Here is a 13,110-nt window from a genome sequence, read left to right as displayed (position 1 = left end):
CCATGCCGGTGAAGCCATGAGATACGAGTTCACCGCCATCCCGGACGCCGAGGTGCCCCCGGCCCGCGACCCGCTGTTCCAGCACCTCGTCACGACGTATATCAGCGAGATCAACAAGACCGCCGCCATGTGGCGTGCGGTCCCGGACGACCGGCTGGACTTCCGTCCGGACGAGCGGACGAACACGATCCGGGCCATCCTGGAGCACCAGATCCTCTCGGAGCGCCGGTTCTTCGCCCAGTTCGTCGGCACCGACGAGCCGCCCGCCGCGGAACTCCTCCCCCCGGGCGAGCGGCCCGCCGTGCGGGCCTACCTGGACCGCTACGTCGCGTTGGCGAAGGCCCGCCTACCCCAACTCGCCTCGGCGGATGCCGCGTGGTGGCTGGAGGAGCGACCGTTCTTCGGCGGCCTCCGGAGGCAGCGGATCTGGACCTTCTGGCGACGGGTCCTGCACACCTGCCACCACCGGACCCAGGTCCAGACCTGGCTCCGGCTGGCGGGCTGCCACGTCCCGGCCATCTACGGCCCCTCCGGCGACGTCCGGTGGGACGAGGACGACCCCACCTACTCGGTGGAGGCGGCCGATCGGGGGGCATAGGTCGCGGACGGGGCCCCTGCCCGCCCCGGCGCCCGATCTCCGTCCGCTCTCGGGTTAAATCACCAAACGAGGTCGGCCCGCGCCGAATCCTCGACCACACAGTAGCGTCTACTTGCATGCATCTATGGGTTATCCTAAGGTATATCGCTGTCATTGTCCGACATCGATACAACGGGGTATCTCGGATGCTTTATGCGATCGTGGGCCTGATCGGCCTCACGTTGATCGGTTTGGCGACATATGCCTTGGTCAGGAACGGTGAACTGGCCGCCCAACTTGCCACCCTTCGGGAAGCCTCCGAGGGGATGGAAGCCGGCTATGCTGCCGAGATCGAGAGCCTGAAGGGCCAGTTGGAATCCAGGAACGCCGCCCATCAGAAGGAGCTTCGCGTACGGGCTGACCTCCTCGGCAGGGAGCGGGAAGAGAACCTGGCGAGGCTGGCGCGGCTCGAAGCCCTCAAGCGGAAGGAGGATTGGGAACTGGCGGATCGCCATTCCCGAGCAATCGAGGCCTTCAAAACCGAGTTGGCCTCACTTGAGAAATTCAGGCACATCCCCAACGTCATCGAGAAATCCAATCATCTCGAGTCAGAGATCGCGGCGAGGCTCGCACAGGCCCAACGTCAGGCCGACGAAACCGTCTTGATCGCTCACAAAGATGCCGAACGGATGAAGGCTCGGATCGGCGTTAAATTGGCAGAAGCCGAGCAGAAAGCTTACGACATCATCCAGGCGGCGAATCGAGAAGCCTCGAACATCAAGCATCGCATTCTCTCCGAAATGGACTCGGATGCGAAGCAGGCCAAGGATTCGCTCAGGATTGCGGAAAGCCAAGCCGCGAGCCTCGTCGAGGAGGCACAAGTCCAGGCTCGCCAGATCACCTCGCAGGCACGAAAGCAAGCGAAGGAGAAGGTCCAAGAGGTGGATGAGGCCCTTGCCCGTGCGTCGGCAAATGCCCTGGAGATTCGCGAGAAGGCGGAAGCTCGTGCCAGGGAGATCGCCGGGCAGGCCCACGATGCATTGCGTCGCTATGAATTCTACGAGGCCGCGGCCAAAGCCAAGCAGAACGTCATCGAAGGATATGCGGGGACATATGTCCTGTCGGCCTCTCATATGCTCGACGAACTGTCCGAGGAATATGGGTTCCACAAGGCGGGGGAGCGATTGAAGACGGCCCGGGATCGGACGAGGGTGATGGAAAAGAACGGGCTGGCCGCCACCTGCAATTATCCCGCAGGATGGAAGCGGGATTATGCCATCTCGTTCGTGCTCGGCGCATTCAACGGGAGAGTCGACTCGATCCTCGCCCGGCTCAAGCCCGCCAATCAGGGCAGACTGATCCAGGAGATCAAGGACGTCTATGCCCTGTCCAACCACAATGGCGAGGTGTTCAAAAATGCCAGGATCCACGAGGAATATCTGGACGCGAGATTGGAAGAGTTGAAGTGGGCGGTGGCGGTCCAGCGGATCAAGGAGAAGGAACGAGAGGAACAGCGGGCCATCCGGGAACAGCTCCGCGACGAGGAGAAGGCGAAGAAGGAATTCCAGAGGGCGATCAAGCAGGCGGAAAAGGAGGAGGCCGCCTTGGCCAAGGGGATGGAACGGGCACGGCTCGAATACCAGGCCGCGGATGCCCAGGCCCGGCTGAAATACGAGGCGGAGCGGAGGGAACTCGAGGAGAAGCTCCATCGCCTGGAACTGGAGGCGGAGAAGGAGTCCTCCGCCGAGATGCTCCGGCAGATCCAGCAGGAAGCGGAGAAGCAGGCCCGAGAGAATGAGGATAGACAGCGTGAATACGAGGCCCGAATCGAGGTGATCTCGACGAAACTCGGCGAATACGATGACAAGAAGCGGGCGCTCTCCATGGCACAGCAGACCCGGGTCGGCCACGTCTACGTGATTTCCAACATCGGGTCGTTCGGCGAGGATGTCTTCAAGATCGGGCTGACCCGGAGGTTGGACCCGCTCGATCGGGTCAAGGAACTGGGCGACGCGAGCGTGCCCTTCTCCTTCGACGTCCATGCCATGATCCGGTCGGATGATGCGCCAGCCCTCGAACTGGCCTTGCATCGGAGATTCCTGCAGAATCAGGTCAACAAGGTGAGTCGCCGGAAGGAGTTCTTCCGGCTCAAACTCCAGGACATCCGCCGGGTGGTCGAAGAGTTGGCACCCCAGGTGAAGTGGACGATGGTGGCCGAGGCCAGGGACTACCGAGATTCGCTCGCGATGGATCAGCATCTCCTGGAAGACCCCGAATTCCGCCGCCGATGGGCCGAGTCAGAGGCCGCTTACGAGGAGAGGCACATCTTCGAAGATGATGACGAGGCGGAGAGGCATGATGATGAGGTCGCGCTGATCGATGAGGCTCGCTGAATCCGTCGCGCCATCCTTGGGGCCTCTGGCTCTCGTGGGTAGGTCTTGATCTTGCCACGTGCTACCGCGAACCTGATCCGGCGATGATGATCCTGTGGGGAGGCTCCGCTTGATGCGATCCGTCGGAGTCGGGCCGAAACGAAGATATGCCTGCGGCCGGGTCGTCACGCCATGTCCGGGATAAGGTGGGGCCCCCGGGATGGCGATGGTCTCGACGGGATGGCCGGGACCGAATACATTGCAGCCCCGGGGGTCTCTCCGCCCCCCGGACGGCCCCGGTGTCGGAGTGCGCCCGTGAGACGCTCGATCTTCCTTTGGTGCGGCATCCTGGCTTCCTCCCTGGGGGGGGCCTCCGCGTCCGGCGACCCGCCCCGGTTCGAACTGGCCGACGGCGATCGGGTGGTGCTGGTGGGGAGCACCCTGGTCGAGCGCGAGCCGACCTATGGCTATCTGGAGACCCGGCTGACGGCCCGATCTCCGGGCAAGTCGGTCACGTTCCGCAACCTGGGCTGGAGCGCGGACACCGTGAGGGGCGTGTCGCGGCCCCGGCAGAGGAATGACTCCGGGCCCCTGGGCACCGGGTTCGACCACCTCAAGGCCCACGTCGAGACCCTCCGGCCGACCGTGCTGGTGGTCGGCTACGGCGGGGCCGACTCGTTCGACGGCGAGCCCGGCCTGGCCGCGTTCGCGCAGGGGCTGGAGGGCGTCCTGGCCCTGGCCGCCCCGACCAAGGCGCGGGTCGTGATCCTGGGCCCGAATCGCCAGGAACACCTGGCCCCCCCCATGCCCGACCCCGCCCGGCACAACGCCGACCTGGCCCGGTATCGCGACGTGCTCCGCGACGCGGCCTCACGCCGGGGCGAGCCGTTCGTCGACCTGTTCGCCCGGCTCGACGACGGCGCCCGGTCCAAGCCGCCGCACCCCCTGACCGACAACGGGCTGCACTTCAACGCCTACGGCTACTGGCGGATGGCGGCGGCCGTGGAAGAAGGGCTCGGGTTGGAGCCGGCCCCCTGGGCGGTCCGGGTCAAGGACGGCAAGGTCGAGGCCGACGGGGCCGAAGTCTTCGGCGTGGCGAAGTCCGACGGCGGCATCACCTTCCGGCTCCAGGACGCCGTCCTGCCGGCCCCGCCCGCGCCGGACGGCAGCCCCGCCCGGGCGGCCGACGCCCGCGTCCTCCGCGCCTCGGGGCTCGCCCCCGGCCGGCATGCCCTGAAGATCGACGGCCACGTCGTGGCCACGGCCGACGCCCGGGCCTGGGCCTCGGGCGTGACCCTGGCCAGGGGCCCCGAGTTCGACCAGGTCGAGGCCCTGCGTGGGGCGATCATCGCCAAGAACCTGCTGTACTTCCACCGCTGGCGGCCCCAGAACGAGACGTATCTGTACGGGTTCCGCAAGCACGAGCAGGGCCAGAACGCCCGCGAGATCCCCGAGTTCGACCCCCTGGTCTCCGCCAAGGAGGCGGAGATCGCGCGGCTGCGCGTCCCCGAGGGGCACACCTACGAGCTGAGCCGAGCCGACGCGGAGGCGGGCCGATGACCACGACCAAGCGAATCTCCCCGGCGCAGGTCGCGACCGGGGCCGGCCCCCGCCGCCCGTACGTCCTCGGGCCGGGCGGGTCGGGCGCCAAGCCGCCGACCCGGCCGGCCTTGCGGGGCCCCCTGCCCCCCTGGCGGCGCTGGCTCCGCAAGGGGCTGATTTTGGGCGGGACCGTCGGGCTGGGGATGGTGCCGGCGTTCCAGAAGAACACGCCGGCCATCGATCCCGACTCCGAGGTCGAGAAGGCCTCGTTCCAGGTGGCCGACGGCTTCGAGGTCAACCTGTTCGCCTCCGACCCGATGCTGGCCAAGCCGACCCAGATGAACTTCGACAGCCGGGGCCGGCTCTGGGTCGCCTGCGCCGAGGCGTACCCCCAGATCAAGCCGGGCCAGGAGGCCGACGACAAGATCGTGATCCTGGAGGACGCCGACGGCAACGGCCACGCCGAGAAGACCACCGTCTTCGCCGACAAGCTCCTGATCCCCACCGGGGTCGAGCCCGGCGACGGCGGCGCCTACGTCGGCGCCGGGACCGAGCTGATCCACCTGTCGGACACCGACGGCGACGGCAAGGCCGACCGCCGCCGCGTGGTCCTCTCCGGATTCGGCACCGAGGACACCCACCACATCGTCCACACCCTCCGGCGCGGGCCCGAAGGGACGCTCTACTTCAACCAGTCGATCTACATCCACAGCCATGTGGAGACCCCCTGGGGCGTCCGCCGCCTGCCCGGCGGGGGCATCTGGCAGTATCGCCCCGAGAACGCCAACCTGGAGGTCTTCGCCCGGGGCTGGGTCAACGCCTGGGGCCACCACTTCGACCGCTGGGGCCAGTCGTTCGTGACCGACGGCGCCGGCGGCCGTGGGATCAACTACGTCGTGCCCGGCGGCGCCTACGCGACCGCCGTGGGCGAATCCCGGTTCGTCGACGGCCTGAACCCCGGCAGCCCCAAGTTCTCCGGCGTGGAGGTCCTGAGCGGCCGGCACCTGCCCGAAGACTGGCGCGGCAACCTGATCACCAACGACTTCCGCGCCAACCGCGTCTGCCGGTTCGTGGTCGGCGACGACGGCTCCGGGTTCGCCTCCCGCGAGATGCCCGAGCTGATCAAGACCCGCTACTCCGCGTTCCGGCCGATCGACGTCAAGATGGGCCCCGACGGCGCCATCTACGTCGCCGACTGGTACAACCCGATCATCCAGCACGGCGAGGTCGACTTCCGCGACCCCCGCCGCGACCACACCCGCGGCCGGATCTGGCGGATCACCGCCAAGGGCCGCCCCCTGGTCGCCCGCCCCAAGCTCCACGGCGCCAGCGTGGTCGAACTGCTGGACGCCCTCAAGGCCCCCGAGGACTGGACCCGCCACTTCGCCAAGCGCGAGCTGCTGGAGAAGGGCAAGGCGGCGGTCGTCCCGGCCCTGGCCAGGTGGGTCGAGGGCCTCGACCCGGCCGACCCCGACCTGGAGCATCACCGCCTCGAAGCCCTCTGGACCTACCAGACGCTCGACGTGGTCGAGCCCGCGCTCCTCTCCCGGCTCCTGGAGGCCAAGGACCCGCACGCCCGCGCCGCCGCCGTCCGGGTCACCGCCGCCTGGCTCGGGCGGATCGACTCGCCGCACGATCGCCTGGCCGCCCGCGTGATCGACCCCGACCCCCGGGTCCGGCTGGAAGCCGTCCGCGCCCTGGCCCACGCCCCGGAACCCCGGTCCGCCGAGATCGCCCTCCGCGCGATGGGGCAGCCGATCGACAAGTTCCTGGACTATGCCCTCTGGCTCACCCTCCGCGACTTGCAGGGCTTCTGGATGCCGGCGCTCAGCGAGGGCAAGTTCGACTACGGCGGCGACGCCCGCCGCCTGATCTTCGCGCTGGAGGCGGTCGGCTCGACGGCCGCGGTGCCTCCCCTGGTCGCGGCGCTGAAGGCCGGCAAGGTCGGCCCGGCCGAGGAAGACCGCGTCCGGTCGCTGATCGCCGCGTTGGGCGGCCCCGGCGAGCTGGCCATGATCTTCGACCTGGCCCTGGACCCCGCCACGCCGGCCGCCCGCCGCGCCTCCCTGCTGGACGCGCTGGCCCAGGCGTCGGCCCGCCGCCAGGTGGCCCCCTCGGGCGACCTCGGCCGGGTGGCCGCGCTGCTCGACTCCGAGGATCCCGCCACCCGCGCCGCCGCGGCCCTGGTGGCCGGCTCGTGGAAGGTCGAGCCGCTCCGCGAGCGGATCGAGGCCCTGGCCCGGATCGACGACCCGGCCGACCCGATCCGCCCGTCGGCGGTGGCCGGCCTGGCGGCGTTCGGCGGCCCGGCCGGCCGCGACGCCCTGGCCCGCCTGGCCACCGGCACCCGCCCCGCCCGGCTCCGCCTGGAGGCCGCCGCCGCACTGGCCTCGATCGACGCGAATCTCGCCGCCGAGCGCGGCGTGGCCGCGCTGGTCCAGGCCGAGCCCGGCGACCCGGTCGCCCCGTTCTTCGAGGCCTTGGTCGGCCGCCAGGGCGGCCCCGCCGCGCTGGCGAAGGCCCTGGCCGGCACGACCCTGCCCGCCGAGGTCGTCCAGGCCGGCACCCGGGTGGCGAAGGCCACGGACAAGCCCGACGCCGCCCTTTTGGCCGCGCTGGAGAAGGCCGCCGGGCCGTCCGGCGCGACCATGACCGTGGCCCGATCGGCGGCCGACCGCGCCGCCATCCTCGCCGACGTCGCCCGCAAGGGGGACCCGGCGCGGGGCGAGGCGGTCTTCCGCCGCGCCGCGATGCAGTGCCTCAAGTGCCACGCCATCGCCGGCGCCGGGGGCGAGGTCGGCCCCGGGCTGGAGAGCATCGGCGGGAGCGCCCCGGTCGACTACCTGCTGGACTCCCTCCTGGAGCCGGGCAAGGCGGTCAAGGAAGGCTATCATGCCACGGTCGTGGCCACCACCGACGGCCGGGTCGTCACCGGCCTGAAGGTCCGCCAGTCGGACCGCGAGCTGGTCCTCCGCGACGCCGAGGGGCGCGAGGTCTCGATCCCCGCCGGCGCCATCGAGGAGCAATCCATGGGCGGCTCGCTGATGCCCGCCGGGCTGGTCGACCCCCTGCCCCGGGGCGAACTCGTGGACCTGGTCCGGTTCCTCTCGGAACTCGGCAAGCTCGGCCCCTACGCCGTCTCCCCGGCCCGCGTCGCCCGCCGCTGGCAGGTCGCCGCGGTGGAATCGGGGGCCAACCTCGACGCCGCCGCCGCCGACGCCAAGCTCGCGTGGGCCCCGGCCTATGCCACGGTGGCCGGCACCCTGCCCGCCGCCGATCTCCCCGCCGGCACCGGCCCGGCCCTGGCCCGCACCGAGATCGAGGTGACCACGCCCGGCGCCGTGCGCCTGGCCATCGCCCCCGGCCCGGTCAAGGCCCTCTGGATCGACGGCCGGCCCGTGCCGCCCGCCGCGGCGATCGACCAGGATCTCCTCACCGGCCGGCACTGGATCACGTTCGCCGTCGAGGGCCGCCCCGGCCCGCTGCGGTGCGAGGTCCAGGAGGTCCCGGGCTCCCCGGCCCGCGTCCAGCCCGTCCTCGGCCGATGAGCGTCGGAGCACCGGGGGGCGGCGATCACCCGTCGCCGCCCCATCCCGCCTCTTTCGACGACGACCGGCTGCTGGCCGAGTGCGACCAGAAGTTCCTCCGCCGCTCGGGCCCGGGGGGTCAGAACCGCAACAAGGTCGAGACGGCGGTGATCCTCCACCACCGCCCCTCAGGCCTGTCGGCCGAGGCCAACGAGCGCCGGAGCCAGTCCGAAAACCGTCTGGAGGCCCTCCGCCGCCTCCGTTTCCTCCTGGCCCTGACCGTCCGCCGCCCCGTCGACCCGCTGGCCCCGCCCAGCCCCCTGTGGCAATCGCGGCTCCGCTCCGGCCGGATCCAGCTCAACCCCGAGCACCCCGACGTCCCCTCGATGCTGGCCGAGGCCCTCGACGTCATCCACGACCGCGACCTCGACCTCAAGGCCGCCGCCGACGTCCTGGCCTGCAGCTCGTCCCAGCTCATCAAGCTCCTGAAGCTCGAACCCAAAGCCCTCGCCCTCGTCAACCGCCTCCGCGCCGAGCGGGGGATGCGGACATTCCTATGAACACGCCGGGATGATCGACCCGCCCGGCGCAAGGGGTGACGGCATGATCCTCATGCTCGAAGACGAGGCCGACCGGATCCGCCGGTTCACCCGGGCCCTCCGGTCGATCGACCCCGGCCTGACCCTCCGGGTCTGGCGCGATGCCCACCAGATGAGCCGGGAGGTCGCGGCCGAACTGCCCTCGGCCCGGCTGATCTCGCTCGACCACGACCTCGAACCGCTGCCCGGCGACCCGCCCGACCTCGGCGACGGCATGGTCGTCGCCCGGGCGCTCGCCCTGCTCCCGCAACCCTGCCCCGTCATCATCCACAGCAGCAACGGCACGCGGTCGGACTGGATGGCGGGCGAGTTCGAACTCGGCGGGTGGGAGTATCGCCGCGTCGCCCCGATCGGGGAGCGGTGGATCGAGGAATACTGGCGATCCGTCGTGCGCGAACTCCTCGCCGGGCGGCATGCTTGAAGGCCCGACACCGGCCGCCGCCCGCTTCGATCAGGGAGCCAACCGTCGTGAACCTTGCGTCCAGGGAGATCGACTCCCCCGTGGGGAAGCTCAAGCTCGTCGCGAGCGACCTCGGCCTGCTCGCCGTCTTGTGGGAGCGGGACGACCCGAGGCGCGTCCCGCTCGGGCCATGCGAGGAGGCGCCCGGGCATCCCATCCTTGTCGAGGCCGAGGGCCAGCTCCGCGAGTACTTCGAGGGGCGTCGGACGGCGTTCTCCGTCGCGCTCGACTTCCGTGGGACGGCGTTCCAGCGGCGGGTCTGGGATGCGCTCCTGACCATCCCCTACGGCGAGACGCAAACCTACGGGCAGGTCGCGGCCCGGATCGGCCGGCCGACCGCGGTGCGTGCGGTCGGGGCCGCCAACGGACGGAACCCGATCTCGGTCATCGCCCCCTGCCACCGGGTGGTCGGCTCCGGCGGCAAGCTCACCGGCTTCGCGGGGGGGCTCGAAGCCAAGCAATTCCTGCTCGCCCACGAGGCGATGCACCGGCCATAGGCCCGGGCCGCCCGGAGCCCGGTCAGATCTGAGCGACCCCGCCGTCCACGAACAACTCGCTCCCGGTGACGAAGCTGGAATCGCTCGACGCCAGGAACAGGACGGCGGTCGCGATCTCCTCCGGCCGGCCCATCGTGCCCCGGGGGATCAGCTTCACGAACTCGTCGATCATCTCCTTCGGCACCCCGTCGAGGATCGGCGTGTCGATGGTGCCGGGGCTCAAGACGTTCACCCGGATGTTGCGGGCCTTCAGGTCCAGCGTCCACGTCCGGGCGAACGACCGCACGGCGGCCTTGCTGGCGCTGTAGACGCCGAAGGCCGGGAAGCCCATCGAGCCCGCGATCGACCCGTTCAGGATGATCGACCCGCCGTCGTTGAACAGGGGCAACGCCTTCTGGACCGTGAACAGCGTCCCCCGCACGTTCACCGCGAACGTGTTGTCGAACTGCTCCGGCGTGACGTGGCCGATCGGGGCGAACTCGCCGGTCCCGGCGCTGGCGAACAGGACGTCGATCCTCCCCTTCTCCCGCCCCACCGCCTCATACAGCCGGTCGAGGTCATCGAGGTTGCCGGCGTCCCCCTGCACCCCCGTGACGTTGCGGCCGATCGCCGCCACCGCCTCGTCCAGGTTCTTCCGGCGACGCCCGGTGATGAAGACGTAGGCCCCCTCCTCGACGAACAGCTTCGCCGTGGCCAGCGCCATGCCCGACGTCCCGCCCGTGATCACCGCCACCTTGCCCGCGAGCTTGCCCATGACTCACCCCCGCTCCCGTGGATCGGATCGGAACGGTGGGCATGGTAGGGGCGGCCTCGCGCGGGGCAAGTACGCACCTTTTCGTCGGTGCCCGGGCCCGGGCCGCGTAGGCATCGCGGTGGCTCCCCGATCGGGATGGCCCGGCGAGCGGTGCCGCGGGCGCGATCGCGCCCGCCCAGGGATGATCGGCGGTCGAGGTGCCGGGGCGTGCCCGATCACAGGGCGTCGGCGCTGACGACCTCGCCCCCGGCCTTGGAGGAGATGGCCCACCAGGTCGCCGGGCTGACCGTGTCCTTGACGAACCGGACCGAGCCGTCCAGGAAGGTCACGTTCACCCCTCCCGGGTGGTTCGAACTGGCCCCGACCATCGAGGCGACCACCGAAACGCCCGAGACATGGTCATGATTCGAGAAGAAGCAAGCCTTCTTGTTGGGCGTCTGGACGTGGGAGTAGCCGCCGCCGGAACCGACCTTCTGATCGGACCAGGAATAGCCCTTGGTGACGAACTTGCTGAACTTCGTGGACGCCTGGCAGCCCGCCGCGAGCGATTGGAGGGTGGAGGGGACATTCCCCACGACGGCCGGCGAGATGGTGCCCGTCCAGGCGAACGAGGTCGGCGAGAGATAGACCATGAATTTGCCGTCCTGGGCGACGCTCCGCCCCTTGACCCATTCGCTGAAGATCGCGGTGCCGGAGGTCCCATCGGTGATCGAGGCCAGCGAGACGGGAGGCCCGAACGGGTTGGAGCCCAGGGTATAGGCCGGCCCGTCGAACTGGAGGCCGTACAAGGTCAGGATGGTCCCCAGGTTGTTGGTGTAGTTGGTGTCGCCGAAGTCGTGGCCGGGATAGCTGCCCATCCCCCGGGCGATGATGGTCCCGTCGGAGGGGCAGAGGAACGTGTTGACCTTCGTCGATGACGCCGTGCCGTTGTGGGCCGCGTTGTAGAGCAGGGCCTGATTGAACGTGTTGTAGAGGTTCGCCTGCTCGAGGAAGGGCAGCAGGCGGACCTTCATCGAGAAATCATTCATCGATGTCCCGGTCTCGACCCCGCTCGTCGGCGACGAGGTCGGGGGCAGGACGCCGTGGACGTCCGTGTAGTTCATCACGGCCAGGCCGAGCTGCTTCAGGTTGTTGGTGCATTGCATCCGGCGGGCGGCCTCGCGCGCGGCCTGGACGGCCGGCAGAAGCAGCGCGATCAGCACGGCGATGATGGCGATGACGACCAGGAGCTCGATCAGCGTGAAGGCCCGGCGATGATCACGATTTCTCATTCAATCACTTCTCCGATGAGGCGACGGAGGCTCGTCCGAGGATGATCGAGTCCCGAGTCCGGCGACGGGGCCACCCAGCATCCCGGGAACCTTGAGGACGCGTCGGAACGGCACTCGGTATCGACCCCTCGTCACGAGAGATTACGACCCCGGCCTGACCCCTTCAAGGGTTTACATCCCTCGATCTGCCATCGATGAATGGAGGGGGCGGACGAACTCCCAAGAAATTCGTTCACTCGATCATGATGAGGCCAGGGAAGGCGATCGGATTCGCCGCAAAACAAAGTCCCGTAGGGTGGGCAACGCCCACCGCATTGAGGCCAATGGATTGAGCCGGTGGGCGATGCCCACCCTACGGGACTGAGTTTTCTCCTCGTCGGCCCGGCACCGCGGGGCCGAACGGGGGCCTTGGCGGGAGGCCCCGGCCCCGCCCAATCGGCGGCCTGGGCGGGCGCCAGCCCCGGGCTTCGTTGGTCGGGGTCGCGGGTTCGGGGGACGGACCAGCGGGGATTGCCGGCCGGGGGGGGCCGGGCAGGATGTGGGCCGAGGACCCGGGGGACCGGGAGCCGGCGGCCTTGCTGAAGACGGAATAATACCAGAGCGAGGCGGGGGCCGCATCGTATTCCGCCAGCGCCTGGTCAGTAGCCGTCTCGATCCGGCGCAAGCCTGCAGACACGGGCGTACCGGCCGGAACCCGGCTCCCGGCATCTCGCGCCGCGTCGCGGTAGCGGACGAGAGTCGTTCGGATCTTGTCGAAATACCGGCCCCTGAGCTGCTCGACCTGCGACCGCGTCGGGGTCGGCAGGGCCTCGGCCCGGGCCTGGATCGCCGCGACCCGCGAATTGAGGTCGTGGAATACGACACTGGTCGCTCCCGGGGTGTCGTCCACCACGGCCTCCGCGATGCGGTCGCTGAAATCTTCGAGCGGGACGATGAAGTCGTCGAGGAGCCGCTGGTATGTCGCCAGGTCGGTGCGGGGCAAGTCGGAGACGACACGGCCGCGGTATCGGACCGCCACGATGGGAAGGACGACCATCATCACCATCATCGCCATCGACCCGAACCAGGCGAATTGTTCCAGAGCGTTTTCCCCCTCGAACGCCCGGCGGTTCCCCCCCGCGCGACTGATCCCGGCGCCGGCGAGCGAGATCAGCGTGCACACGATCCCGACGACCCCGGCTCCTCCGCTCACGAGGGTCATCGTCGGAGAATTCGGGGTATGCGGCCCCACGAAGATTAGCTTCGCCGCGACGAGCAACATGAATACGGCCATGAAGGCCACGCCGATCCGCCGCACCCCAAGCCCCCAGGGAGCGCCGTCTCGGGACCGGCCCTGGGCCGACGTCGACCGGGCTTTCGCCCGTCGCGGGGGGAGAAGGTCTTGCTCATTCTCACTTGCCCACATTTCCACCGAGGCCGACGCAAGACCACGGGCTTCGTCCAGATCGTCCAGCCCGAACCGATCCTCCGCCGACGGCCGGACCCTGGCCTCGTGTCGAGCCCGCGCGACC

Annotated in this window: 10 protein-coding genes; 7 read left to right on the top strand and 3 right to left on the bottom strand. The window is 69.6% G+C overall.

Annotated features, from left to right (window positions below; translation table 11 throughout):
* The first annotated feature begins 16 nt into the window (after positions 1-16).
* From TA3x_RS08495 to TA3x_RS08465, 7 genes are all read left to right on the top strand, one after another.
* A complete protein-coding gene (locus TA3x_RS08495) occupies positions 17-598 on the top strand; it encodes a DinB family protein (RefSeq protein ID WP_435020200.1) in 582 nt (193 codons plus the stop codon).
* Between the two features lie 185 nt (positions 599-783).
* Complete coding sequence (locus tag TA3x_RS08490) at positions 784-2,970, top strand: DUF4041 domain-containing protein (RefSeq protein ID WP_435020198.1); 2,187 nt, start codon at positions 784-786, stop codon at positions 2,968-2,970.
* A 294-nt stretch (positions 2,971-3,264) separates the two neighbouring features.
* Positions 3,265-4,509, top strand: coding sequence for an SGNH/GDSL hydrolase family protein (locus TA3x_RS08485; protein ID WP_435020197.1), 1,245 nt, complete (start codon positions 3,265-3,267; stop codon positions 4,507-4,509).
* The gene (locus TA3x_RS08480) at positions 4,506-8,039 is read left to right on the top strand and encodes a PVC-type heme-binding CxxCH protein (RefSeq protein ID WP_435020195.1); all 3,534 of its coding nucleotides are present in this window, start codon (positions 4,506-4,508) and stop codon (positions 8,037-8,039) included. The genes TA3x_RS08485 and TA3x_RS08480 overlap by 4 nt, the downstream gene beginning before the upstream one ends.
* Positions 8,036-8,578 (top strand): peptide chain release factor family protein, encoded by a 543-nt coding sequence (locus TA3x_RS08475; RefSeq protein WP_435020193.1) that lies wholly within the window; start codon positions 8,036-8,038, stop codon positions 8,576-8,578. Before TA3x_RS08480 ends, TA3x_RS08475 begins: the two co-directional genes overlap by 4 nt.
* A 43-nt stretch (positions 8,579-8,621) precedes the next feature.
* A complete protein-coding gene (locus TA3x_RS08470) occupies positions 8,622-9,038 on the top strand; it encodes a cyclic-phosphate processing receiver domain-containing protein (protein WP_435020191.1) in 417 nt (138 codons plus the stop codon).
* Positions 9,039-9,085: 47 nt separating this feature from the next.
* Positions 9,086-9,574, top strand: a complete 489-nt coding sequence (locus TA3x_RS08465; protein WP_435020189.1) for a methylated-DNA--[protein]-cysteine S-methyltransferase — start codon at positions 9,086-9,088, stop codon at positions 9,572-9,574.
* Positions 9,575-9,596: 22 nt separating this feature from the next.
* Here the strand turns inward: TA3x_RS08465 and TA3x_RS08460 are convergent, their stop codons facing one another.
* The 3 genes from TA3x_RS08460 to TA3x_RS08450 all read right to left on the bottom strand — a co-directional run bounded on the left by TA3x_RS08460 (position 9,597) and on the right by TA3x_RS08450 (position 12,791).
* Positions 9,597-10,328, bottom strand: a complete 732-nt coding sequence (locus TA3x_RS08460; protein ID WP_435020187.1) for an SDR family NAD(P)-dependent oxidoreductase — start codon at positions 10,326-10,328, stop codon at positions 9,597-9,599.
* Between the two features lie 215 nt (positions 10,329-10,543).
* A complete protein-coding gene (locus tag TA3x_RS08455; protein WP_435020185.1) occupies positions 10,544-11,599 on the bottom strand; it encodes a DUF1559 domain-containing protein in 1,056 nt (351 codons plus the stop codon).
* 352 nt (positions 11,600-11,951) lie between these two features.
* Entirely contained in the window at positions 11,952-12,791 is an 840-nt protein-coding gene (locus TA3x_RS08450) for a hypothetical protein (protein WP_435020183.1), read from the bottom strand.
* Between the last annotated feature and the right edge of the window lie 319 nt (positions 12,792-13,110).

It is taken from the genome of Tundrisphaera macrotermitis, from assembly GCF_051175315.1.
In the GTDB taxonomy this organism is placed as follows: Bacteria; Planctomycetota; Planctomycetia; order Isosphaerales; family Isosphaeraceae; genus Tundrisphaera.
Note: the sequence above shows the minus strand (reverse complement) of the source record. Positions and strands in the feature narration are given on the sequence as shown.